Origin of the sequence: Pseudomonas sp. SJZ077 (assembly GCF_007993905.1) — a bacterium.
Lineage (GTDB): Bacteria > Pseudomonadota > Gammaproteobacteria > Pseudomonadales > Pseudomonadaceae > Aquipseudomonas > Aquipseudomonas mandelii.
The window spans coordinates 19,608-43,842 of the sequence record NZ_VIUJ01000028.1 but is presented as its reverse complement, the minus strand read 5'-3'; the positions used below and the strand labels follow the sequence as shown (position 1 = coordinate 43,842).

At 60.1% G+C, this 24,235-nt stretch carries 20 protein-coding genes and 2 pseudogenes; 7 read left to right on the top strand and 15 right to left on the bottom strand.

Features of this window, described 5'->3' with window-relative positions; genetic code table 11:
* Nucleotides 1–199 precede the first annotated feature (199 nt).
* Nucleotides 200–1,363: an alcohol dehydrogenase-like regulatory protein ErcA gene (gene ercA / locus FBY01_RS28810; RefSeq protein ID WP_010455114.1), complete on the top strand. Its 1,164-nt coding sequence runs from the start codon at nucleotides 200–202 to the stop codon at nucleotides 1,361–1,363.
* A complete protein-coding gene (locus tag FBY01_RS28805; RefSeq protein ID WP_010455112.1) occupies nucleotides 1,347–3,074 on the top strand; it encodes a NahK/ErcS family hybrid sensor histidine kinase/response regulator in 1,728 nt (575 codons plus the stop codon). Before ercA ends, FBY01_RS28805 begins: the two co-directional genes overlap by 17 nt.
* Here the strand turns inward: FBY01_RS28805 and FBY01_RS28800 are convergent.
* From FBY01_RS28800 to FBY01_RS28770, 7 genes are all read right to left on the bottom strand, one after another.
* Nucleotides 3,059–3,943, bottom strand: a complete 885-nt coding sequence (locus tag FBY01_RS28800; RefSeq protein ID WP_145310593.1) for an aldose 1-epimerase — start codon at nucleotides 3,941–3,943, stop codon at nucleotides 3,059–3,061. The two genes, FBY01_RS28805 and FBY01_RS28800, sit on opposite strands and share 16 nt — an antisense overlap.
* A gap of 125 nt (nucleotides 3,944–4,068) precedes the next feature.
* Nucleotides 4,069–5,349, bottom strand: coding sequence for a TRAP transporter large permease (locus FBY01_RS28795; protein WP_109630287.1), 1,281 nt, complete (start codon nucleotides 5,347–5,349; stop codon nucleotides 4,069–4,071).
* Entirely contained in the window at nucleotides 5,350–5,877 is a 528-nt protein-coding gene (locus tag FBY01_RS28790; RefSeq protein ID WP_010455106.1) for a TRAP transporter small permease, read from the bottom strand.
* Nucleotides 5,878–5,955: 78 nt separating this feature from the next.
* The gene (locus tag FBY01_RS28785) at nucleotides 5,956–6,927 is read right to left on the bottom strand and encodes a TRAP transporter substrate-binding protein (RefSeq protein WP_010455104.1); all 972 of its coding nucleotides are present in this window, start codon (nucleotides 6,925–6,927) and stop codon (nucleotides 5,956–5,958) included.
* Nucleotides 6,928–6,988: 61 nt separating this feature from the next.
* Nucleotides 6,989–7,882: an SMP-30/gluconolactonase/LRE family protein gene (locus tag FBY01_RS28780; RefSeq protein ID WP_145310595.1), complete on the bottom strand. Its 894-nt coding sequence runs from the start codon at nucleotides 7,880–7,882 to the stop codon at nucleotides 6,989–6,991.
* A gap of 53 nt (nucleotides 7,883–7,935) precedes the next feature.
* Entirely contained in the window at nucleotides 7,936–8,754 is an 819-nt protein-coding gene (locus FBY01_RS28775; RefSeq protein WP_145310597.1) for an NAD(P)-dependent oxidoreductase, read from the bottom strand.
* A 185-nt stretch (nucleotides 8,755–8,939) separates the two neighbouring features.
* Nucleotides 8,940–10,235, bottom strand: coding sequence for an OprD family porin (locus FBY01_RS28770; protein WP_010455098.1), 1,296 nt, complete (start codon nucleotides 10,233–10,235; stop codon nucleotides 8,940–8,942).
* A gap of 318 nt (nucleotides 10,236–10,553) precedes the next feature.
* Here FBY01_RS28770 and FBY01_RS28765 point away from each other — a divergent pair, with 318 nt between their 5' ends.
* A complete protein-coding gene (locus FBY01_RS28765) occupies nucleotides 10,554–11,174 on the top strand; it encodes a TetR/AcrR family transcriptional regulator (RefSeq protein ID WP_010455096.1) in 621 nt (206 codons plus the stop codon).
* 147 nt (nucleotides 11,175–11,321) lie between these two features.
* On the opposite strand, the gene preA is transcribed toward FBY01_RS28765, so the two are convergent.
* The 3 genes from preA to hydA all read right to left on the bottom strand — a co-directional run bounded on the left by preA (nucleotide 11,322) and on the right by hydA (nucleotide 15,561).
* On the bottom strand, nucleotides 11,322–12,596 hold the full coding sequence (gene preA, locus FBY01_RS28760) for an NAD-dependent dihydropyrimidine dehydrogenase subunit PreA (RefSeq protein WP_010455094.1): 1,275 nt from the start codon (nucleotides 12,594–12,596) through the stop codon (nucleotides 11,322–11,324).
* Nucleotides 12,597–13,964, bottom strand: a complete 1,368-nt coding sequence (locus FBY01_RS28755; protein ID WP_010455093.1) for an NAD(P)-dependent oxidoreductase — start codon at nucleotides 13,962–13,964, stop codon at nucleotides 12,597–12,599. It lies immediately after the preceding gene.
* Nucleotides 13,965–14,121: 157 nt separating this feature from the next.
* Complete coding sequence (hydA, locus tag FBY01_RS28750; RefSeq protein ID WP_145310599.1) at nucleotides 14,122–15,561, bottom strand: dihydropyrimidinase; 1,440 nt, start codon at nucleotides 15,559–15,561, stop codon at nucleotides 14,122–14,124.
* A gap of 554 nt (nucleotides 15,562–16,115) precedes the next feature.
* Between hydA and FBY01_RS28745 the strand changes: the two genes are divergently transcribed.
* Both FBY01_RS28745 and FBY01_RS28740 read left to right on the top strand, forming a co-directional pair.
* A complete protein-coding gene (locus tag FBY01_RS28745; protein ID WP_145310601.1) occupies nucleotides 16,116–17,600 on the top strand; it encodes an NCS1 family nucleobase:cation symporter-1 in 1,485 nt (494 codons plus the stop codon).
* 131 nt (nucleotides 17,601–17,731) lie between these two features.
* Nucleotides 17,732–19,015 (top strand): Zn-dependent hydrolase, encoded by a 1,284-nt coding sequence (locus tag FBY01_RS28740; RefSeq protein ID WP_145310603.1) that lies wholly within the window; start codon nucleotides 17,732–17,734, stop codon nucleotides 19,013–19,015.
* 152 nt (nucleotides 19,016–19,167) lie between these two features.
* On the opposite strand, the gene FBY01_RS28735 is transcribed toward FBY01_RS28740, so the two are convergent.
* The 4 genes and pseudogenes from FBY01_RS28735 to FBY01_RS28715 form a co-directional block, all read right to left on the bottom strand.
* The gene (locus FBY01_RS28735) at nucleotides 19,168–19,392 is read right to left on the bottom strand and encodes a hypothetical protein (protein ID WP_010455083.1); all 225 of its coding nucleotides are present in this window, start codon (nucleotides 19,390–19,392) and stop codon (nucleotides 19,168–19,170) included.
* 266 nt (nucleotides 19,393–19,658) lie between these two features.
* A complete protein-coding gene (locus FBY01_RS28725; protein ID WP_145310604.1) occupies nucleotides 19,659–20,084 on the bottom strand; it encodes a hypothetical protein in 426 nt (141 codons plus the stop codon).
* 217 nt (nucleotides 20,085–20,301) lie between these two features.
* Nucleotides 20,302–20,643, bottom strand: a pseudogene (locus tag FBY01_RS32030) (two-component sensor histidine kinase); the annotation flags it as partial.
* 22 nt (nucleotides 20,644–20,665) lie between these two features.
* On the bottom strand, nucleotides 20,666–21,406 hold the full coding sequence (locus tag FBY01_RS28715; protein ID WP_077749277.1) for a response regulator: 741 nt from the start codon (nucleotides 21,404–21,406) through the stop codon (nucleotides 20,666–20,668).
* 233 nt (nucleotides 21,407–21,639) lie between these two features.
* Between FBY01_RS28715 and FBY01_RS28710 the strand changes: the two are divergent.
* Nucleotides 21,640–21,786, top strand: a pseudogene (locus tag FBY01_RS28710) (DUF2790 domain-containing protein); the annotation flags it as partial.
* 178 nt (nucleotides 21,787–21,964) lie between these two features.
* Here the strand turns inward: FBY01_RS28710 and ppnN are convergent.
* Nucleotides 21,965–23,338, bottom strand: coding sequence for a nucleotide 5'-monophosphate nucleosidase PpnN (gene ppnN / locus FBY01_RS28705; protein ID WP_010455076.1), 1,374 nt, complete (start codon nucleotides 23,336–23,338; stop codon nucleotides 21,965–21,967).
* A gap of 226 nt (nucleotides 23,339–23,564) precedes the next feature.
* On the opposite strand from ppnN, the gene FBY01_RS28700 reads away from it, so the two are divergent.
* Entirely contained in the window at nucleotides 23,565–24,092 is a 528-nt protein-coding gene (locus tag FBY01_RS28700) for a DUF3087 domain-containing protein (protein ID WP_077749275.1), read from the top strand.
* Nucleotides 24,093–24,235: the final 143 nt, after the last annotated feature.

Below are 24,235 nucleotides of genomic sequence, written 5' to 3'. Positions count from 1 at the left end.
CGTGAGCCTGCTCGCGAAGAGGCCTGCACATTCAACATCCACATTGCCTGACCCACCGCTTTCGCGAGCAGGCTCGCTCCCACAGGGGATTTACGGTGAATACAATATCGGCCTGCTTGCTACCCATTGGTCTGATTGCATTCGCGTCGGGATGGGTTAGTGTGGTTCTACCTTCAAAACAATAAAAACAGGCTTTCCAATGAGCCAGAGTCTCAGCCAGCTGCGTAAATTCGTTTCGCCTGAAATCATCTTCGGTGCCGGTTGCCGGCACAACGTCGGCAACTGCGCCAAAACCTTTGGTGCGCGCAAGGTGCTGGTGGTCAGCGACCCCGGTGTGATTGCCGCCGGTTGGGTGGCCGATGTCGAAGCCAGCCTGCAAGCCCAGGGCATCGATTACTTTCTCTATAGCGACGTGTCACCCAACCCGCGGGTCGAGGAAGTCATGCTCGGCGCCGAGTTGTACAAGGAAAACCACTGCGATGTGATCGTTGCGGTCGGCGGTGGCAGCCCGATGGATTGCGGCAAAGGCATCGGCATCGTCGTCGCCCACGGGCGCAACATCCTTGAATTTGAAGGCGTGGACACCATTCGTGTGCCCAGCCCGCCGTTGATCCTGATTCCGACCACCGCCGGCACCTCGGCCGATGTCTCGCAATTCGTGATCATTTCCAACCAGCAAGAACGCATGAAGTTCTCCATCGTCAGCAAGGCCGTGGTGCCGGACGTGTCGCTGATCGACCCGGAAACCACCCTGAGCATGGACCCGTTCCTGTCGGCCTGTACCGGCATTGATGCGCTGGTGCATGCCATCGAAGCGTTCGTCTCCACCGGCCACGGGCCACTGACCGACCCGCACGCCCTGGAAGCGATGCGCCTGATCAACGGCAACCTGGTGCAGATGATCGCCAACCCGGGCGACATCGCCCTGCGCGAAAAAATCATGCTGGGCAGCATGCAGGCCGGACTGGCGTTCTCCAACGCGATTCTGGGCGCGGTGCACGCGATGTCCCACAGCCTCGGCGGCTTCCTCGATTTGCCCCACGGCTTGTGTAACGCGGTATTGGTGGAACACGTGGTGGCGTTCAACTACAGCTCGGCGCCGGATCGCTTCAAGGTGATCGCCGAGACCCTCGGCATCGATTGCCGTGGCCTCAATCACCGGCAGATCAGCGGACGGCTGGTCGAGCACCTGATAGCCCTGAAACACGCGATCGGCTTCCATGAAACCCTGGGGTTGCACGGGGTCAGCACCGCGGACATTCCGTTCCTGTCGCAACACGCCATGCACGACCCCTGCATCCTCACCAACCCGCGCGAATCCAGTCAGCGTGATGTCGAGGTCGTCTATGGCGAAGCCCTCTGACGAGCAGCAACGCGCGCTCGCCGGGCTACTGGGATTAGGCAGCCACTCGGCGCGCAAGAGCCATTACCCGGAACTCGCCGCACGGCTGGACGAGTTGGAAGCCGAGCGCAACCGCTACAAGTGGCTGTTCGAAAACGCCGTGCACGGGATCTTCCAGGCCAGCCTGCTGCAAGGCATGCGCGCCGCCAACCCGGCGCTGGCACGAATGCTCGGCTATCAGGACCCGCAAGAAGTGTTGTTTTCGCTGGCGGACCTGGCGAGCAACCTGTTTGTCGGCGGTGCCCGGGAGCTGGAGAACATCGGCGAAATCCTCCGCCACCAAGGCAGCCTGCACGGTTATGAAACCCAATTGCGGCGCAAGGACGGCAGCAGCCTCGACGTGTTGATGAACCTGTTGCTCAAACCCGATCAGGAAGGGCTGGTAGAGGGCTTTGTCGCCGACATCACCGAACGCAAAATCGCCCAGCAGCGCCTGCAACAACTCAATGACGAATTGGAGCAGCGGGTGACCGCGCGCACCGACGAACTGCTCGAAGCCAATCGCAACCTGCAACAGCAGATCACCCAGCGTAAACAGATCGCAGAAGCGTTGCGCGACGCCCGGGACGCCGCCGAAGCCGCCAACCGCAGCAAGGACAAATACCTCGCTGCCGCCAGCCATGACTTGCTGCAACCGCTCAACGCCGCCCGTTTGCTGATCTCGACGTTACGCGAGCGCAAATTGCCGGATGTCGAGCAGGTGCTGGTGGAGCGCACGCACCAGGCCCTGGAAGGCGCTGAAGATTTGCTCACCGATTTGCTCGACATCTCCCGACTCGATCAGGCTGCCGTCAAGCCGGACGTCGCGTTGTACCGCCTCGACGAATTGCTCGCGCCGCTGGTCTCGGAGTTCCAGTCGGTGGCCGAGGCCGCCGGGTTGAACCTGCGGGTGCACATGGGCGACTACGCCATTCACACCGACTTGCGCTTGATGACCCGAATCCTGCGCAACTTTCTCAGCAACGCCTGCCGATATACCGATGAGGGCTGCATTCTGCTGGGGGCCAGACGGCGCGGCAACATGCTGCGCCTGGAAGTGTGGGACACCGGGCGCGGGATCGCGGCGGACCGGCTGGACTCGATCTTCCTCGAATTCAATCAACTGGACGTCGGGCGCGCCGCTGACCGTAAGGGCGTGGGGCTCGGACTTGCGATTGTCGAGCGTATCGCCAAGATCCTCGGCTATAAAATCGGCGTACATTCGCGCCCGGGACGCGGTTCGATGTTCAGCATTGACGTGCCGATTTCCCATGAGATTCCGCTACCGATCAGTCTGGCCGCGCCGCAGCCGGGTACGGGTAACCCGTTGCCGGGCCGGCGCCTGCTGGTGCTGGACAACGAAGTGAGCATTCTGGAGAGCATGAGCGCGTTGCTCGGGCAGTGGGGTTGCGAGGTGGTCATTGCCACGGATGAACACTCAGCGCTGGCGGCCTTGCAGGGGCGGGCGCCGGAACTGATTCTGGCGGACTACCACCTCGATCACGGGGTGGTGGGCTGTGATGTGGTGCGGCACTTGCGCGAGCATTTCAACCGGACGATTCCAGCGGTGATCATCACCGCCGACCGCACCGACCAATGTCGGCGCTCGTTGCAGCGACTCGACGCGCCGCTGCTGAACAAGCCAGTGAAACCCGGCAAGTTGCGTGCAGTGCTCAGTCAGATGTTGGGCTGATCAAGCCGGCGATAGTGCAGGCTGAAACCCAGTTCGGTGGATTGACCTTGCTCCAGCAGACGCAGCCCCGGCCGACCCGGCAAGTGGTGGGCGTTGACCGGATGGCTGACCGGTTCGATGCAGAAAAAACCCAGGCCCACCGGGCAGTAGAGCAGGTAGTTATCGCTGCCGGTGGCCTGGCATTCCAGTTCATAACCGAGCTCGGGTTGCTGGATCAGGCAATGACCGTCCCATTCGCAGAAACCGTTGTCGATCAGCGTGTCCGGCAGGGTTTTGAGCTGATGAAAGTCCCACTCGTCGGGCACGTCCATCCGTTCGGTCGGCAGTTTAGATTGATCGCATAACCAGACTTTTTCCGCTTGAGCCTGTAGTCGCGTGCCGGCGGTGCGCGGAAAGTACGGGTGCAGGCCGAGCCCATGCCACGCGGGGTGTTTGGCCAAGTGGGTGACGTGCAGATCGATACTCAATCGGCCCTCTTTCAGATGAAACCGCTGCCGGGCGCGATAGGCGAAGGGGGCAATGCTGTTGAGTTGCAGGACGACTTCGTCATGGGTCTGCGACATCACCTGCCACGGTTGTTGCCAGGCGCTGCCGTGAATCGGTAACGGATCGGTGAGGCTGTTGGGCGTCAAGGCGAGCCAGCCTTCGGGGCAGTCAAAACCTCCTTCGGCGATGCGGTTAGACCAGGGGACCAGGGGATAGCAGCCCAGCTTGCCCGGCAGGCCGGTGTTCAGCGCATGGGCGTCGTTGTGGCGCAGCAGCGGTTGCCCGGTACTGCGAACGGTCCAGTTGACAACGCTGCCGCCGAGTCCGGGGGCGAGGGTGAGGTGGGTGAGTTCGTCTTTGAGTTCGAGAATTTCTGGCGTCATGTTGACCCGCGATATTCAGGTTTTTCGGTAATGGGTGAACAGGCTGTTTGTAGGCGCCAGGCTTGCCGGCGAAGGCGCACTCAGGGACGCTTTCGCCGGCAAGCCTGGCGCCTGCAGAAAAAGTTTTACAACACCAAATGTGGCAACCACAGCGACAGCGCCGGAATGTAGGTCACGCCCAGCAGCACCAGGAACAGCACGGCATAGAACGGCAGCAGTGCCTTCACGGTTTTTTCGATACTGACTTTGCCCACGGCCGACCCCACAAACAATACCGCGCCCACCGGCGGCGTGATCAATCCGATCCCCAGGTTCACCAGCATGATCATGCCGAACTGCACCGGGTCCACGCCAATGCCCAGAATCACCGGCATCAGGATCGGCGTCAGGATCAGGATTAGCGGCGCCATGTCCATCACGGTGCCGAGCAACAGCAGCATGACGTTGATGCACATCAGAATCACGTAACGGTTGTCCGACAGGGTCAGGAACATCGTGGTGATCTTCGACGGAATCTGCATCAGCGTCATGATGTAGCCGAAGCTCGCCGCGAAGCCGATCAGGATCATCACGATCGAAATCGTCCGCACGGTGCGGTGCATCAGCTTCGGCAGTTCACTCCACTTGTAGTCGCGGTAGATGAACATGGTCACGAAGAACGACCACAGCACCGCAATCGCCGCCGATTCGGTAGCGGTGAAAATACCCGAGAGAATCCCGCCGAGGATGATGACCATCGCCATCAGGCCCCACATGGCTTCGCCGCAGATTTTCAGCGCCTGCTTCAAGGGGATGACTTCGCCCTTGGGGTAGTTGCGCTTTTTCGCGAAGATCAGGCACAGCACCATCAGGCACGCGCTCATCAGCAGGCCCGGGACGACGCCGGCCATGAACAGCGACGCAATCGACACCGTGCCGCCAGCGGCCAGGGAGTAGAGCACCGAGTTGTGGCTGGGCGGGGTCAGTAGCGCTTGCACCGAGCCGCTGACCGTGACGGCCGTGGCAAACTCCCGCGGGTAGCCGCGGCGTTCCATCTCAGGAATCAGCACCGAGCCGACCGAGGCGGTGTCCGCCACCGAAGAGCCGGAGATTGCGCCGAAAAAGGTCGACGCCATGATGTTGACCAGCGACAAGCCGCCACGGACAAACCCGACCAGCACACCGGCAAAGGCCACCAGCCTGCGGGACATGCCGCCCTCGGCCATGATCGCGCCGGCCAGTACGAAGAACGGAATCGCCAGCAACGAGAATTTGTTCACGCCGCCGGCGACCTGAATCATCAGCGCCTGGAACGGGATGTCGATCCACCACGCACCGATCAGGGCGGAAAGCCCCAGTGCGTAAGCGACCGGCATGCCGATCAGGATCAGTGCAATAAAACTGCCCAACAGAATCAACGCGTCCATTCAGGCAGCCCCTTCGCTTTCTTCAACCAGGTCGAAACGCACGACCCGACGGTTGCTCTGGTCACCGAGCAAGAGTTTTTCCAGGACAAAGATCAGCGTCAGCAACCCGCCAATCGGGATCGGCATGTAGGTGATGCCCACGCGCAGCGTCGGCATGGCGCTCATGAACTGGTTCCAGGTCGACAGGCAGAGCTTGGTGCCCCAGATAGTCATGAACAGGCAGATGGTCGCCATCAGCAGTTGCGAGACAATCGCCATCGCATTGCGCACTCCGGGGGGCATGCGGTCGGTGAGCATGGCCACGGCCATGTGCGCGCCGGCGCGGTAGCTGGCAGCGGCGCCGATGAAGGTGAAGACCATCATCAGCAAGATGGCGGTGGGCTCCGGCCAGCTTGAGCCGGTGCCGAGGACGTAACGGGCAAAGACGCCCCAGGGAATGATCAGGGAAATGGTCAGGACTGACAGACCGGCTACCCAGATGCAGGTCATGTAAATTTTGTCGTTGATGCGTAGCAGTAGATTCTTCATCGGGTTTCACCGTAACCGGGCGCGCACTGACATATACCCACGTCAATGGCGCCGGGCCTTTCATGAGGGCAAGGAGGGTTACTGAACGGCTTCGATGCGCTTGATCAGGTCGGCATAAGGTGCGCCGTATTTTTCGCGGATCGAGGCGGTTGCCTCATAGAAAGGTTTCTTGTCGACGGTGATGAACTTGACCCCGGCGGCCTTGAGTTTTTCTTCACTGCTGGCCGTCTTCGCGTCCCACAAGATGCGTTCTTGCGCCTGTGCGGCTTTGGCGGCTTTCTTCACCAGCGTCTGCTGCTCGGGGGTGAGTTTTTCCCAGGTGATTTTCGACATCACGATAGGCTCGGGCAGGATCAGGTGGCCGGTCAGGCTGTAGAACTTGGCGTTTTGATAGTGGTTGTGCTCAAGCAGCGTTGGCGGGTTGTTTTCTGCGCCATCGATCACACCGGTCTGCAAGGCACTGAAGATTTCGCCAGTGTCCATCGCGATACCGTTACCGCCCATGGCGTTGATGGTTTCGATGAACATGGGGTTGCCCATTACGCGGATCTTCATGCCTTTGAGATCCTCGGGGTTGTTGACCGGTTTTTTGGTGTAGATGTTGCGAGTACCGCCATCCATCCAGGCCAGGGCAACCAGGCCAAACTCGGAATCGGTGATTTTGGCCAGGATCTCGTCGCCGACTTCACCGTCAATGACCTTGCGCATGTGCGCCTGGTCGCGGAACACGAACGGCATGTTGAACACGTTCACGTCCGGCACCACCGGCCCGACGATACCGAGGCTGACCCGCGCCATCTGAATGGCGCCGACCTGGGCTTGTTCAACCACTTCTTTTTCCGAGCCGAGCACACCGCCGGCGAACATCTTGAAGGTCAGGGCGCCGTTGCTGTCGGCCACCAGAGTTTTGCCCAGTTGCTCCTCGGCCACCACGGTCGGATAACCAGTGGGGTGGATGTCGGCGAACTTGATTTCCAGCGCCTGAGCGGCACTGCTGAGGGTGAAGGCCAAAGGGAGTGCAGCGGCGAGCAAGGTGCGTTTGAAGTCCATGGGGGTGTCTCCAGTTTGTTATTTTTTTTGTATTCAAGGCGCAAGGGTGTAGCAGAAGCGGTTAAAGCAGATCGTTGAACAGCGGTTCCGGTAAACCTTTGACGCCGGGATTGAGCGCAAACACGCCGCCGGCCAGTGAGTGCGGGTCATCGTCGTCACCGGGGCGGATCGAGGTCACGAACAGCGTGTCCAGTCGACTGCCACCGAAGGCGCACATGGTGGGTTTTTTCACGGGTACGGCGAGGGAACGGTCCAGTCGGCCATCCGGGGTGAAGCGGTGAATCAGCCCGGCGTCGTTAGCGCAGATCCAGTAGCCGCCTTCGGCATCGACCGCAGCGCCGTCGGGGCGTCCGGGGAACTGATTCATGTCGACGAACAACCGCCGATTGGATGGCGTGCCGCTGTCGATGTCGTAATCGAAGGCCCAGATCTGCTGGACCAGGGGATGGGAATCAGACAGGTACATCGTCCGGCCGTCCGGGCTGAAGCCCAGGCCGTTGGGCACAATGAACCCGCCGAGTTGCGCTTCGAGCGGTCCGCGTTGCCCGGCGCTGTAGCGATACAACGTGCCATCGGCGGCGTTGGCGCCCATGTTCAGCACCATGCTGCCGGCCCAGAAACGGCCCTGAAGATCACAGCGACCGTCGTTCAGGCGCATGTCGACGCGGGCGTGATCGACGTGGGCCAGCAGTTCGCTGTCGAGGCTGCCGTCGTTGTGCGGCTGCAAATGGAAGAAGCCGCTTTCCATCCCGGCCACCCAACCGCCATTGCGGTGACGGGCGATGCAGGCGAGCATCTGCGGGGCTTTCCAGGCATTGACATGACCGCTGTCGGCGCTCCAGCGCTGCAATCCACCGGCAGGAATATCCACCCAGTACAGGGCGTTTTCCTCGGGGACCCAGACTGGGCTTTCTCCTACCGCGTTACGGGCATCAACAATCAATTCGGCTTGCATGGCAACTCATTCCCTTGGATTTTTGTTGTGGGGATCAAGTGAAGTCAGCGGTTTCAGTCACCGAACGGGCCGGACGCCACAAACGCGCCGCCCTGGTAAACCATGCCCGGGTCGTCCGCCGCAGGCATCTGCTGCGCTTCGACTTTTTCGCGGAACACTTCAGAGCTGTCCTGCGGTGCATAGCCCAAGGCGGTCGCGAAACGGTTGTCCCACCAGACGTTCTTGTTGTCGGACATGCCGTACACCACGGTGTGCCCGACGTTCGGCGCGTACAGCGCGCGTTCGAGCAAGTGGGTCAGGTCGCCGAAACTCAGCCAGGTGCTCATCATTCTGCGGTTCTGCGGTTCCGGGAACGAGGAGCCGATGCGGATGCTGACGGTCTCGATGCCGTAGCGATCGAAATAGAAACTGGCCATGTCTTCGCCGTAGGACTTGGACAAGCCGTAATAGCTATCCGGGCGGCGAGGGCAGTGGGCGTCGATGATTTCGCCTTGCTTGTAGAAGCCGATGACGTGGTTGGAACTGGCGAAAATCACCCGTTTCACGCCATGGCGGCGTGCGGCCTCGTAGATGTGGAAAACCCCACAGATGTTGGCACCGAGGATCTCTTCAAACGAGTGCTCCGTCGAGACGCCGCCAAAGTGCAGGATCGCGTCCACCCCTTCGACCAGTTGGTGGACGGCCTGCTTGTCCGCCAGGTCGCATTTGACGACTTCTTCGCGGTCATCGGTGGCGGGGGGCATGTCGGCGATGTCCGACAGGCGAATGACATTGGCATAAGGGCGCAGGCTTTCGCGTAGCACTTTACCGAGGCCACCGGCGGCACCGGTCAGCAACAGGCGATTGAAAGGGGCTGTGGAAGTGGTGGTCATGGGAGTCCCTTGGGGCGCTATTATTGTTGTAGGTTGTCGTATGACTTTGTTGAAGTATCGTAAGGCTTTCCGAGTCTTGTCAACGCGACTTTGGTTGAAAATGACGGAGGGTCATTTCACACATCCCTGTGATAAGAGGATCTTCTGACCACAGGATTGATGTGAGCCTGCAAGGGATGTCTGCCTTACAGCAACGAAATCGGGTAACTGATGAAAATGCGGTTTTCATCGAATTCGTTGGTGCTGAAGCTCTTGCGGATGGTCGCGTTGCGCCATTTGACGTTGAGGTTCTTCAGCGGGCCGCTTTGCACGGTGTAGGCCAGTTCCGACTCGCGGCCCCACTCCTTGCCATCGGTGATCGTCCCGGTGTGCACGTTATCGCCGCTGATGTAGCGGTTCATCATCGTCAGGCCCGGGACGCCGAGGGCGACGAAGTTATAGTCGTGACGCAACTGCCAGGATTTTTCCTTGGCGTTGTCGTAGCTGGAGTTGTAGCTGTCGTTGGCCAGGGTGCCGCCGCTGGTGCCGTTGACCCGCATCCAGACATCGTCGCCGCTGAGTTTTTGCAGGCCGACGTAGAAGGTGTTGCCGCCATATTTGGCCGAGAGCATGGCGAATGCGGTTTTGTTGTCGAGGTCGCCAGCGAAGGCGCTGCCGTCTTCCTTGCCGATGAAGTAACCGAGGTTGGCGCCCAGGGTCCAGTCGCCGATGGGCTGGCTGTGGCTCAGGTTGAAATATTGCTGCTGGTAAATGTCGCTGAGTTCCGAGTACCAGACGCCGACCTGGGTGCGCTTGTCGTTGAACGCGTATTCGCCGCCGCCGAAGTTGAAGCGGTCCGAGGTGAACGCGGCCTTGGTGTTCATGGACATGTCTTCCATGCTCGCATCGTTGCGCGGGCTGTTCTGGCGGAACTGGCCGCCGTAGAGCGTCAGGCCGCTGATCTCGGTGGACGTCACCTGGCCGCCACGGAAGGTTTGCGGCAGCGAGCGGCCGTCGTCGGAGCGCAGGATCGGCAGCACCGGCATCCATTCCCCGACCTTCACTTCGGTTTTGGAGATTTTGCCTTTGAGGGCCACGCCCATGCGGCCGAAATTGTCGGCCGGGCGGCCGTCGTCGTGGATCGGCAGCAGCTGGGTGCCGCCTGTGCCTTTGCCGCCGTCGAGTTTTTGCGAGTACAAGCCCAGCACATCCACACCGAAACCGACCGGGCCCGGGGTGAATCCGGACCTGGCGTCGAGGATGAAGTTTTGCGTCCATTCCTCAGCCTTGCCCTGGGGATAGGCCGGGTTGGTGTAATTGCGATTGATGTAGGCGTTACGCAGGTTCAACGTGGCTTTGGCGTCATCAACGAAACCTTCTGCATAGCTGGTCATCGGCAAGGCGAAGGCCAGGCCGCTGCAACCGATCAGGCTCAGGGTGGTGCGGCATACAAAGGTCGGGCGAGGGGTGCTGGCGAAGGAATTGCGGACGAGTTTGCTCACAGTGACGCTCCCTTGTTTCTTGTTGTTTTTATTTTTTGTCATACGTCGTCGTACAACATTGGGGCGATTATTTGCGGGGCTTTCAGGGATTGTCAATCAGAAGTTATACGATGACTTGCGCCGGTGTGCTCGAATCCCTGTGGGATCCGGTTCGGCTCACGATTGTCGGGGGCAAGGAGCCGAGGAGACACCGCTGCTGCCTCGGAGGCCGGTCGAAAGGAGCGCCAGTTTACCTGCGAGTGAAGTTTCGTTTTTCCCTTGTCGCCGCGAGCTAGAGCGGATGCTAGTCTTGGCCAACGCTGTTGTCAGGGAGCCCTCATGGGCAATCACAAGATCGAGATTCGTCGCAGTAACGTCGAGAAGATTTTGCTGGGGGCCGAAAAGGTCTTCGCCGAAAAAGGCTTCGGCGGCACCGCCATGGCCGACATTGCCGCCGAAGTGCAACTGCCGCGCTCCAACCTGCATTACTACTTCAGCACCAAAAGCGAGCTGTACAGCGCCGTGCTGTTGGGTTTGCTGGAAGTGTGGAAGCAGGACGCGCTGTGCTTCGAGATGTTCGACGATCCGCGCGTGGTGCTCAGCAGCTACATCCGCGCCAAGATGAACCACTCGCGCAGCCGGCCTTATGGGTCAAAAGTCTGGGCCAATGAAATCATCCACGGCGCCCCCACCCTGGGCGTAGCGCTGGACGCGAGCCTGTACGACTGGGCCAAGATGAAAGAAGCGAAAATCCGCCAGTGGGTGGACGACAAACGCATCCTGCCGGTGGAGCCTTCAAGCCTGCTGTACATGATCTGGGCGTCGACCCAGCATTACGCGGACTTTGATCATCAGGTGAATATCCTCAACGACCATCAGCCGCTGTCGGACATGCAGTTCGAACGGGCGGTGCAGACGGTGACGAGTGTGATTTTGCGGGGGATCGGGTTGGAGCCTTGAGGTTTGCGGTGGAGCTGACGGACTCTTCGCGGGCAAGCCTCGCGCCTACAGGGCCAGCGTCGATTAATTAATCGTGGATCGACACAAAACCTGTAGGAGCGAGGCTTGCCCGCGAAGACGCAGGCGAAGGCTCAGGCGACGCAGATCTCAAACGGCAACATGGTAGGGATTTCGTGGGTCATGATTCCAATCCAGAAACGGCTTGCCGTTCTCCATCGGCACCATCTCGATGCAATCCTCCACCGGGCAGGTGATCTGGCACAGGTTGCAGCCGACGCACTCATCATCAATCACTTCATACTTATGCGTTCCGTCCGCTTGCTTCAAACTGGCCACCGCCTGGTGCGAGGTATCTTCGCAAGCAATGTGGCAGCGTCCGCAGCCAATGCACGCGTCCTGATCAATCTTCGCAATCACTTGATAGTTGATGTCCAGGTACTTCCAGTCCGTGGTATTGCCCACTGCGCGACCGGAAAACTCCGGGATGCTGGCGTAACCCTGACTGTCCATCCAGCGTGACAGACCGTCCTTCATCTCCTCGACAATCCGGAAGCCATGCAGCATCGCCGCGGTGCACACCTGGACCGAGCCGCTGCCCAGGGCGATGAATTCCGCGGCATCACGCCAGCTGCCAATGCCGCCAATGCCAGAGATCGGCAAACCCTGAGTCTGCGGATCACGAGCGATTTCGGCGACCATGTTCAGCGCAATCGGCTTCACTGCCGAACCGCAATAACCACCGTGGGTGCTTTGGCTGCCCACGGCGGGATTGGCGACCATGCGCTCCAGATTGACGCTGGTGATCGAGTTGATGGTGTTGATCAGCGACACCGCATCGGCCCCGCCGCGATGGGCCGCACGGGCGGCGACGCGGATGTCGGTGATGTTCGGCGTGAGCTTGACGATCACCGGCAGCGAGCAATAGGTCTTGCACCAACGGGTGACCTGCTCGACGTACTCCGGCACCTGGCCGACCGCCGCGCCCATGCCGCGTTCCGGCATGCCGTGGGGACAACCGAAGTTCAATTCGATGCCGTCGGCGCCGGTGGCTTCCACCAGCGGCAGGATGAACTTCCACGACTCTTCGACGCAGGGCACCATCAGCGACACGATCAGCGCGCGGTCCGGCCAGTCCTTTTTGACCTGGGTGATTTCCCGCAGGTTGATCTCCAGTGAGCGGTCGGTGATCAGCTCGATATTGTTGAAGCCCACCACTTCACGGTTGGCACCGAAGAGCGCGGAGTAACGCGACGACACGTTCACCGCTGCCGGGTCTTCACCCAGGGTTTTCCAGACCACGCCGCCCCAGCCAGCCTCGAAGGCACGAACCACGTTGTAGGCCTTGTCGGTCGGCGGCGCGGAGGCCAGCCAGAACGGATTCGGCGATTTGATGCCGGCGAAGACAATCGAAAGATCGGCCATTTACGCAGCCTCCACGTTGAGCATCAGTTGAGCGTTGATGGCCTCGGCCGCCCGTTTGCCATGCTGCACGGCTTGCACGGTGAGGTCCTGATCGAGGCTGGTGCAGTCGCCACCGGCATACACGCCGGGAATGCTGGTACGCAGCTGTTCATCGACCTGGATTCGATCACCCTGGCGTCTGAGTTCGCGTGCCAGCGGATCGGCGAGGGCGCTGGCATCGAAGGCCTGGCCGATGGCTTTGAAGATCGCGTCGGCGGCCAGCTCGAAGGTTTCGCCGGTGGTTTGCAGACGACCGTCCACCAGGTGCGTGCGGGCGAAGCGCATGCCGCGCACGTTGCCTTGGTCATCGAGCAGCACTTCTTCGGGTTGCGCCCACGTCAATAAGCGCACCTGATTGGCCTTGGCAATGTCCTGCTCGTGACCGGTGGCGCCCATTTCCTCGACACCACGGCGGTACACCAGATTCACGTCGTGAGCGCCGAGGCGGGCCATTTGCACGGCCATGTCGATGGCCGTATTACCGGCGCCGAGGACGATGCAATGATCGGCCAGCGGCAATTGGCTCAGGTCATCGGCCTGACGCAGTTCGCGGATGTAATCGGTGGCAGCGAGCAGGCCGGGGGCGTCTTCGTGAGGCAAACCGAGTTGCTTGCTGGCGGCCAGGCCGAGGCCAAGGAACACCGCGTCGAATTGCTGATGCAGTTCGCTGAGGGTCAGGTTTTCGCCGAGTTTTTGGCCGTGACGGATTTCGATGCCGCCAATCTGCAGCAGGAACTCAAGCTCCTTCTGCGCATAGTCATCCACCAGTTTGTACTTGGCGATCCCGTATTCGTTGAGGCCGCCAGCCTTTTCCCGTGCTTCGAAAATCACCACGTCGTGGCCATGCATCGCACTGCGGTGAGCGCAGGACAACCCGGCCGGGCCGGCACCGACCACAGCGATGCGTTTGCCGGTGGTGGCGGCGCGCTGGAAGGGGTGTTCGCTGAAGTGCGCGTTGTCGACGGCGTAACGTTGCAACAGGCCGATCAATACCGGTGCGCACTCGTGGTCGTTGTTGCGCACGCAGGCTTGCTGGCAGAGGATTTCCGTCGGGCACACCCGTGCGCAGCTGCCGCCGAGGATGTTCGCCGAGAGGATTTTCTGCGCGGCGCCCTGGACGTTGTCCTGATGGATATTGCGGATGAATGACGGGATATCGATCTCGCTCGGGCAGGCATTCACGCACGGCGCGTCGTAGCAATACAGGCAGCGCGAAGCTTCCAGATGCGCCTGACGGTCGTTGAGTGGCGGTGCCAGGTCGGTGAAGTGGCCGGCGAGGGCGGCCGCATTCTCATAGGGATGCGGGAGGTGGTTCAGGGACTTGATCACGGTGTTGGCCTCACGGTTATTGAGGTACTGCCTCTGATGGGCATTGGTTTTGTGTTGTCGCTGCCGGCCTCTTTGCGGGCTAGCCTCGCTCCTGTTTTTTGGAATGCGTGCCACTGTAGGAGCGAGGCTTGCCCGCGAAGGCCGAAGGCCTCGATTTTCAGCGTTTCACGGCAGTCGGCTTATTCTGCTCAGCCCGCTTGCTCAGCAAGTCAAACACCGCCGGATACGCCGGCCGTTCGACATACCGCCCGGCACCACGCTCAGCGCGCAGATCACCATCGGCCCACACCACCCGGCCCTGGCTCACGGTATGGCTCGGCACACCGCGCACGGTCTTGCCTTCGAAGATGTTGAAGTCGACCTGCTGGTGGTGAGTCTTCGCCGAAATGGTCCGCGTGCCCTCCGGATCCCACAGCACCAGGTCCGCATCAGCGCCCACGCGGATCGCACCTTTACGCGGGTAGAGGTTGAAGATCTTCGCGGTGTTGGTGGAGGTCAGCGCCACGAAGTGCTGCATCGACAAACGGCCGGTGTTGACCCCTTCATCCCAGAGCACAGCCATGCGGTCTTCGATACCGGCAGTGCCATTGGGGATTTTGCTGAAGTCATCTCGCCCGGCGGCTTTTTGTTCGGCACAGAAGCAGCAGTGGTCAGTGGCGGTGGTGTGCAGGTTGCCTGATTGCAAACCGTGCCAAAGCGCTTCCTGGTGGCCGCGAGGACGGAAGGGCGGGCTCATTACGTAACCGGCGGCGGTCTGCCAGTCCGGGTGTTGGTAGACGCTGTCGTCCAGCAGCAGATGCCCGGCCAACACTTCGCCGTAGACCTGCTGGCCCTTGCTGCGGGCGTAGGTGATTTCGTCCAGCGCTTCCTTGGTCGAGACATGCACCAGGTACAGCGGCGTGCCCAGGGTTTCAGCAATGCGGATTGCCCTGCTCGCGGCTTCGCCTTCCACTTGAGAAGGTCGCGACAATGGATGCGCTTCGGGACCGGTGATGCCCTGGGCCATCAACTTGCGTTGCAGGTGATAGACCAGCTCACCGTTTTCCGCGTGCACGGTCGGAACCGCGCCCAACTCCAGGCAGCGCTCGAAACTTGCTACCAGGGTGTCGTCGGCGGCCATGATCGCGTTCTTGTACGCCATGAAATGCTTGAAGCTGTTGACCCCGTGCTGGCTGACCAGCTCCGCCATTTCCTCGCGCACCTGGTCACTCCACCAGGTAATGGCGACATGGAAACCGTAATCCGACGCCGACTTCTCGGCCCAGCCGCGCCACTGATGAAACGCCTCCATCAAGGATTGCTGTGGGTTGGGAATCACGAAGTCGATAATCGACGTGGTGCCACCGGCAAGGCCTGCCGCAGTACCACTGAAAAAGTCTTCACTGGCCACGGTGCCCATGAAGGGCAGTTGCATGTGCGTGTGCGGGTCGATGCCGCCGGGCATCAGGTATTGGCCGCTGCCGTCGAGCACTTCGGCGCCGGCCGGAACATCAAGATTGTCGCCGATGGCTTTTATCACGCCGTCGGCGCAATAGACGTCGGCGCGATAACTTTCATCATGGGTAATAACGGTGGCGCCACGGATCAACAGAGACATTCCGAGTTCCTCGCAGGCAATGACCGACTTATGTCAGTTCTAAATGTTTTATATGAAGCCGGCGCAAACAGGTGTATTCCTGTCAGCGCTGTCAGGAATAGAAACTAGTCTGAGTTTATGGAATGAGCAAGAATATTTTTTATAAGCTTATTGCTGTTTTAACATATTGATAAATAACGATTAAATTGTGAAATCACCAAAATGGTGTGGTCCTGAACCATTTTGACGCACTTGACAGGTTCTCAAAATGAACGAGATTTCTTATGTGAAATCAGCTGCTTGAGGATGGTCTATGGTTGATGCGCAACTTTGAAAAAAAAGACCCATGCACCAGATTGAGCCCTGACGGTTCGGACAACTTGCCCGGCATTCGGCCTGAGTGAACAGGCAAGTAACCGAGGGACTATTTGGACGGTATATAAAAACTGATAAACATCAGTTGGTTGCGAAGTTTTTGTGGAACTGCCCGATGCGCAAACGGGGTGCCCGGCACGCTTATTGATGCCAACAGCCCCTGATGAGCAAAAAATAATTCAAAGAACAGTGGAGCGGCCATGCAACAGATCAGATCGCAAGTGACCGAGCGCGACGGCTTGTTTGAGCTCGAAGCCGGCAGCGACGTCCTCGACAGTCCCCGTTACAACCACGACATGGCACCGACCAAGGTGCGTGAACGAACCTGGAACAAATGGCACATTACCGCCCTGTGGGTTGGCATGGCGATCTGCGTGCCGACCTACACCCTCGGCGGCGTACTCACCGCTTATTTCGGTCTGAGTGTCGGCGAAGCACTGCTGGCGATTCTGTTCGCCAATATCATCGTACTGATCCCGCTGACCCTGAACGCCTTCCCCGGTACCAAGTACGGCATTCCGTTTCCGGTGCTGCTGCGTTCGTCCTTCGGCATCCTCGGCTCCAACGTTCCTTGCCTGATTCGGGCGCTGGTGGCGTGCGGCTGGTTCGGCATTCAGACCATGTTTGGCGGACTGGCCATTCACCTGTTTCTCGGCTCGGTGTTCGACGGCTGGAAAGCCCTGGGCGGCACCGGCGAGGTGATTGGCTTCATGGTGTTCTGGGCCTTGAACCTGTGGGTGGTGATTCGCGGTGCGGACTCGATCAAATGGCTGGAAACCCTTTCGGCGCCGCTGTTGGTGCTGGTGGGTGCAGGGCTGCTGGTGTGGGCCATGCCGAACGTGTCGATGACCGAACTGATGGCGATCCCGCCCAAGCGCCCGGAAGGCGCCAGCGTGGTCAGTTACTTTGCCGCCGGGCTGACCGCGATGGTCGGGTTCTGGGCCACGTTGTCCCTGAACATTCCGGACTTCAGTCGTTATGCGAAAAGCCAGAAGGACCAGATCGTCGGGCAAATCATCGGACTGCCCCTGACCATGTTCCTGTTCGCCTCGCTGGGCGTGGTAATGACGGCGGCCTCGGTCAAACTGGTGGGCGTCAGCGTCTCCGATCCGGTCACCCTGATCGGTCACATTCAGAGCCCGGTCTGGGTCGCGGTGGCCATGGCGCTTATCATCATTGCCACGTTGTCCACCAACACGGCGGCCAACATCGTGTCGCCGACCAACGATTTCCAGAACGTCGCGCCCAAGCTCATCAACCGCACGAAGGCGGTGATCCTCACTGGCCTGGTCGGCCTGGCGCTGATGGCCCATGAGCTGTTGAAGAAGCTTGGATTGATCGTTTCGGACCTGAGCCTGGAGACGGTTTACTCCAACTGGTTGCTGGGTTATTCGAGCCTGTTGGGCCCGATCGCCGGGATCATGGTGGTGGACTATTTCCTGATCAAGAAACAGCAACTGGACTTGGCCGGTCTGTATCGCGATGACGTGTACCCGGCGTGGAACTGGTTCGGGTTTATCGCGTTTGGCGTGCCGGTGGCGTTGACGCTGCTGTCCCTGGGCAGCGATGCGTTCAGCTGGTTCTACAGTTATGGCTGGTTTACCGGCTCGGCGCTGGGGGGGCTGATTTATTACGGGTTGTGCTCAATGCGGCCTAGCGCGTCAATCGCGAAATCTGCGGTGTGAGCACTGGCCTCTTCGCGGGCAAGCCTCGCTCCTACAGGTTCGCGTATTCCTTGCAGGAGCGAAGCTTGCTCGCGAAGACGGCCTCAAAAACACCAAACAAATATTCATAAGAACTGCCTGAGGAGATCACCATGAACGCTGCTGTAGACGTTCTGCAGTCCACCCATCAGCACATCAACCGCGACCGCCTGTGGCAGTCGCTCATGGACCTGGCCAAACTCGGCGCCACGGTCAAGGGTGGCGTCTGTCGCCTCGCCCTGACCGACCTCGACCGCCAGGCCCGGGACATTTTCGTCAACTGGTGCGAGGAGGCCGGTTGCACCGTCAGCGTCGACGCCGTCGGCAACATCTTCGCTCGCCGCCCCGGCCGCAACCCGAACCTGCCCCCGGTGATGACCGGCAGCCACATCGACACCCAACCCACCGGCGGCAAGTTCGATGGCTGCTTCGGTGTGCTGGCCGGCGTCGAGGTGCTGCGTACCCTCAATGACCTCGGCGTTGAAACCGAGGCGCCGCTGGAAGTGGTGGTCTGGACCAACGAAGAAGGCTCGCGCTTCGCCCCGTGCATGATGGGCTCCGGCGTGTTCGCGGAAAAATTCACCCTCGAAGAAACCCTGGCCAAGGTCGATGCCGATGGCGTCACCGTTGGCGAAGCGTTGAATGCCATTGGTTACGCCGGCCCACGCACGGTCAGCGGCCATGCCGTCGGTGCCTATTTCGAGGCGCACATCGAGCAAGGCCCGATCCTCGAAGACGAACACAAAACCATCGGCATCGTCATGGGCGCCCTCGGCCAGAAATGGTTCGACCTGAAACTGCGCGGCGTTGAAGCCCACGCCGGCCCGACGCCGATGCACCTGCGCAAGGACGCCCTGGTCGGCGCTGCCGTGATTGTCGGCGCAGTGAACCGCGCCGCTCTCGGCCATCAACCTCATGCCTGCGGCACCGTCGGATGCCTGCAAGCCTATCCCGGCTCACGCAATGTCATCCCCGGCGAAGTGCGCATGACCCTGGATTTCCGTCATCTGGAACCGGCGCGCCTGGACTCGATGATCGTCGAAGTCCGTGAAGTCATCGAAACCACCTGCGAGGAGCACGGCCTGACCTTCGAACTGACACCCACCGCCGACTTCCCGCCGCTCTACTTCGACAAGGGTTGCGTCGAAGCGGTACGCGGGGCTGCGCAAGGTCTGGGGCTGTCGCACATGGACATCGTCAGCGGAGCAGGTCACGACGCGATCTTCCTCGCTGAACTCGGCCCGGCCGGGATGATCTTCGTGCCGTGCGAAGGCGGCATCAGCCACAACGAAATCGAAAATGCCGCGCCGGATGATCTGGCGGCAGGGTGTGCGGTGTTGTTGCGGGCGATGCTGGCCGCGTCGGCGGCGATTGCCAGCGGCCAGATGGCGGCCTGAAACGCGAACATGATCGTAGACTTTGGCAGCGCCTGCGCCGCTGGAGCCTACGATCTACAGTGATTCGGTTACACGCCTGCCCGGATACGAGAAACCCCGGGTAGATAGGATCTACCCGGGGTTTCCTGTTTCAAACGGCCCAAAGCCATTAATCAATAGCGCTGATACTTCGAACCAAACTCAGGGCGGTTTTCCGCGACGTAGAGTTTGCTGGCCTGACTGTCTTTGTGATCAACGCCGACAGTGTTCACGTTCAATGTTGCCGGTTGGCTGACTTTGGCTGCCGCAACGACTTGCGAGGTGGCATGTGGGGCGGCGATGGCGGATGTTGCGCCAAGAACCGACAGGGCGAAACCAAGACCAATGATGCTTTTCATGATGTTGCTCCAGTAGAGTGGGGAGAAGATGTGGCCACTGTAGTGCTGGAGCGTCGCGATGAGAAAACACCCTTGCGCATAGTTGATATCGAGCGCGTTGATCCACTGTCAGCGGGGGGTGGTGTCGCTGGGCCAACGCTGCCTGAGTCGTTCGAGACGTCCGTCGCGTCTCATTTCATCCAGCGCCTGTTACCAGCGCGCCACCACCACGCCGCCCGGGGCCGGCTCGCTTCCACATTTGATCTCTGGCGGTTTGCAGAGTTTGATCAGTAACGCTGATATTTGGAACCGAACTCAGGGCGATTCTCCGCGACGACAACACCCCCTTGTACGGCATTCTTCGGGCTGATCGACGCGACACGTTCGCGCAGTTCTTGCAGGCGATCCGCGCCGCCTTCAGCCACACGCTCACGAAGCTCTTGCAGGCGATCAGCACCGCCTTCGGCAACGCGGTTCTCGATCAGGCGATCGGAACCACCTTCAGCAACACGATTGTTTTGCAGGTTTTCAGAGCCATATTCAGCGACGCGATTCTGTTGCAACCGGTCCGAGCCACCTTCCACCAACAGTTGCTGGATCTGGCTGTGGGACGCAGCGCTTACGGTATTGGCCGACGCCAGGTTCGACAGGCCGAGGCCGCCAACCAATGCCAGACCGAGTACCAGGGACGAGACTTTCGGGAAGTTGAACATGGGTGATTCTCCGTGCGCTTGAATGTGTGTGGGTCGGTAGCTGCTGCTATCCGGTGAACACAGTTAAACGCCCGGGTGTATCGGTGATGTGTACTTGAACGCGCTGAAATCGGCTTATACGTATCCGTTCGGGGTTCTTATACAGACGGATACAAAACCCTTGCCTCAGAGTTGCTACAAGGGTTGTGCCGCGAGGGTGAGCTCGGCGCACAGGCCGCCGCCTTCGCATGGCGTTGAACGCCTTGGCGGAATGGGCGACTTCGGTCGGGCCTTTTTCGTCCAGATGCACCGCGTGGGTGTTCGGATCCAGGGTGTCCACTGCCTGGGCGAGGCGGGTGAGGGGGCGGATGGCGACCCTGACCGCCAGCCAGGTGCAGATCAATAAAAGGGTCAGTTGCACCAGCAGCACCATCGGCAGCCACGAGGACAACGGCATCACCGATGGCCGGACGTCGATGGTCAGCGGGCTGCCGTCGGCGAGTTTCAGGTGTGCCTGGAAGTGCTGTTGCGCACCTTGGATGCGAGTAAACGCCAAGGCATATTGCGCACCGACAGCGTCCGTGGCCAATGCAGGTAGCGTTTCATGATTCGGCGCCGAGCAATTCCACGGGATAGGAGAACACGTAGCCTTCGCTGCGCACGGTTTTGATGTAGGTCGACTCCCGGGAGTCATCCATCAGCCGTTGGCGCAGACGGCTCACCAGCAAGTCGATGGAGCGGTCGAACAGGTCGGCGTCGCGGCCCTGGGTGAGGTTGAGCAACTGGTCGCGACTGAGCACGCGCTGCGGGTGATCGAGGAATACCCGGAGCAAGCGGTACTCGGCGCCACTGAGTGCAACCATCGTGTCGTCTTCGTCCAGCAAGTGGCGGGCGGTGGTGTCCAGGCGCCAGCGGCCGAACCCCAGCAACCGGCCGCTTTCGGTGATGAGCAGGTTGGGCGGCAGCATCCGGGTGCGTCGCAGTACGGCGTTGATCCGCGCCAGCAGTTCGCGGGCGGAGAACGGTTTGGTCAGGTAATCGTCCGCGCCCATTTCCAGGCCGAGGATGCGGTCGGTTTCGTCGTTGCGGGCGGTGAGCATCAGGATCGGCGTGGCCTTGTGTTTGCCTGAGCGCAGTTCGCGGCACAGCAGCAGGCCGTCATCGCCGGGCATCATGATGTCGAGCACAATCAGGTCTACGGTGTTGGTTTCAAGAAAGCTGCGCATCTGCCGGCCATCGGCAACCACGGTGGTGCGCAGGCCGTTCTTTTTCAGGTAATTACCGACCAGTTCACGGATCTCGCGATCGTCATCGACGATCAGGATGTGGTTCACGTGTTCCATTGCTCAAACCTCTTGTTATTCGCACGTCGCGCATTCTAGGGAGCCACGCCGCACCTGCCTGCCGGCCTTTGTATCTCACTGTATCTGGAGATGACTTTGATACAGGGGCATACAAGTCGGTTTTTTTCAGGGGCGGGTGTATTGAACTGTATCGGTTGCCCTGTGTGACACCTTACGCCTTAGTAGTCCCGGTTTTACGACACATGGAAGATACCTCCGGCCGTTTAAATGGGGATATCAAGAAGGTGATTTCCACTGTAGAAGACGGCGGGGAAAATTGCGGGATTGTGAATGCGCGGATGACGTATCTGGATTCGAGCGGTACGCAGAAGGTGTTGGATTACAGCAAGTTTGCGGCGTGTGGCAATCAGGGTGGCTGATCTTGGCGGCCTTCGGGCCGAACAGATTCCCCGGATTTACCCGTTCAACCTGTAGGAGCGAGCCTGCTCGCGGATAGCGGTCGTACAGGCAACAGCACAGTTGGATGTACCGGCCTCATCGCGAGCAACCTCGCTCTCACAAGGCCGACTCGCGATGTTACAGCTCACATAAGCTTCGTTATGCAACCACCTGATAACACGGAACATAAGCCGCGCCACCCGGCAGTTTCATCCGGTGCTGCGCAACGAAGGCCTTGAGCAATTGATCAAGCGGATGCATGACCGCCGCATCGCCCCGGATCTGGTAAGGGCCGTGTTCTTCGATCAGGCGGATGCCCTTGTCCTTGACGTTGCCGGCGACGATGCCGGAGAACGCGCGGCGCAGATTGGCCGCCAGTTCGTGGGGTGGCAGGTCGCGGCTGAGTTTGAGGTTGGCCATGTTTTCGTGGGTCGGGTCGAACGGGCGCTGGAAGCCTTCGTCGATTTTCAGCAGCCAGTTGAAATGGAACGCGTCATTGCGCTCGCGGCGGAACTGTTTGACCGCTTTGAGGCCTTGGGTCATCTGGCGCGCGACTTCGGCCGGGTCGTCGATGATGATTTCGTAGTGTTGTTTCGCGGCGTCACCCAGCGTTGCGCCGACAAACGCGTCGAGTTGCTCCAGATACGGCGCCGCATGTTTCGGCCCGGTGAGCACCACGGGGAAGGGCAGGCCTGCGTTGTCCGGGTGCATGAGGATGCCGAGCAGGTACAGGAACTCTTCGGCTGTGCCGGCGCCGCCCGGGAAAATGATGATGCCGTGGCCCACGCGCACGAAGGCTTCCAGGCGTTTCTCGATGTCCGGCAGGATCACCAGTTCGTTGACGATCGGGTTCGGCGCTTCGGCGGCGATGATGCCGGGCTCGGTCAAACCGAGGTAGCGGCCACCGTGGATGCGTTGCTTGGCGTGGGCGATGGTCGCGCCTTTCATCGGGCCTTTCATCACGCCGGGGCCGCAACCGGTGCAGATGTCGAGGCTGCGCAGGCCCAGTTCATGGCCGACTTTCTTGGTGTATTTGTATTCTTCGGTGTTGATCGAGTGGCCACCCCAGCACACCACGATCTTCGGCTCGACACCGGGGCGCAGGGTGCGGGCGTTGCGCAGCAGGTGGAAGACGTAGTCGCTGATGCCCTGGGAGGTGCTCAGGTCGATGCGCTGGGCGTCGAGCTCGTTTTCGGTGTAGACGATGTCACGCAGGGCGCTGAACAGCATTTCCCGGGTGCTGGCGATCATTTCGCCGTCGACGAAGGCGTCAGCGGGGGCATTCAGCAGTTCCAGGCGGACGCCGCGGTCCTGCTGGTGGATGCGGATTTCGAAATCTTTGTAGGCTTCAAGGATGGTCTTGGCATTATCAACATGGGCGCCGGTATTGAGGATGGCCAGGGCGCACTGGCGGAATAAGGTGTAGGTGCTGCCGGATCCGGCTTCGCTCAGTTGCTGTACTTCACGTTGAGAAAGGGTTTCCAGGCTGCCTTTAGGGCTGACGGAGGCGTTGATTACTTGTCGTTGGGTCATTCAATGATCCTTAAAACGATGCCGTTCAAACAGGCAAATGGCATCCGAATAGTGTGTATCCAAGAAAGAAGATGGCACGAACTGCGCTGTATCGCCATGTTCCCCGTTTGACGATGAAAAGATGAAGAGGCGCCCAGCATAGCTAAATCCTGCACAGGGGCGATAATGCCCCGCAGTCTTTTCGCTCACCGAGCCTTTTACCATTGATGCAAGGAACCCCGTCACGATGTTCGAAATCCAGCCGATGAACGCCGAACTCTTTCGAAAGCAGACGCGGCGCAGCACGGTCATTATTGCGCTGATATTTCTGGCGCTGGCGATGGTGCTGTCCACTGCGGCGGTGGCGTTGTTTGGCGAGCCGGGGGGCGACAATCTGCGATTTAACGTCGGCGGCGTGTTTGTCGCGGTGCTGCTGATGGTGGCGCTGATGCGTGGCATGTTCTGGTCTCAGGCCTGGATGGCGCCGGCGGTGTACGGCTGGCAGCTCAAGCGCAGCCTGATGAGCATCACCAATGTGATGCATCAAGTGACGGCGGCGGTGGAGGCGGGTGATCCGACGGCCATGAAACTGCTGCGTTTCTACCATCTGGGCTTGAGCCAGATGCACGAACTGGACGGCAACTCCAGCGACCATGGGCAATTGAGCCGGGAAGTGGAGCAACACAAGGCGCGGATGGAAGCGCTGGGCCTCGATACCGAACAGACACAACTGAACCCGGCCTGGCTTGAAGCAGTGAAGCAGACACCGACGTAAATCCCGTGGGGTCGCATCCTCACCCCACACAAACCCGTCACAACGCGAGCAAATCGCCTATCTTGTTTCTGGTGGAGCATAGCGGTCCGAGTGTCAGGCACGACTGGATGGCGCTAAAAGGGCGAACGGGAAAAGTCGCCATG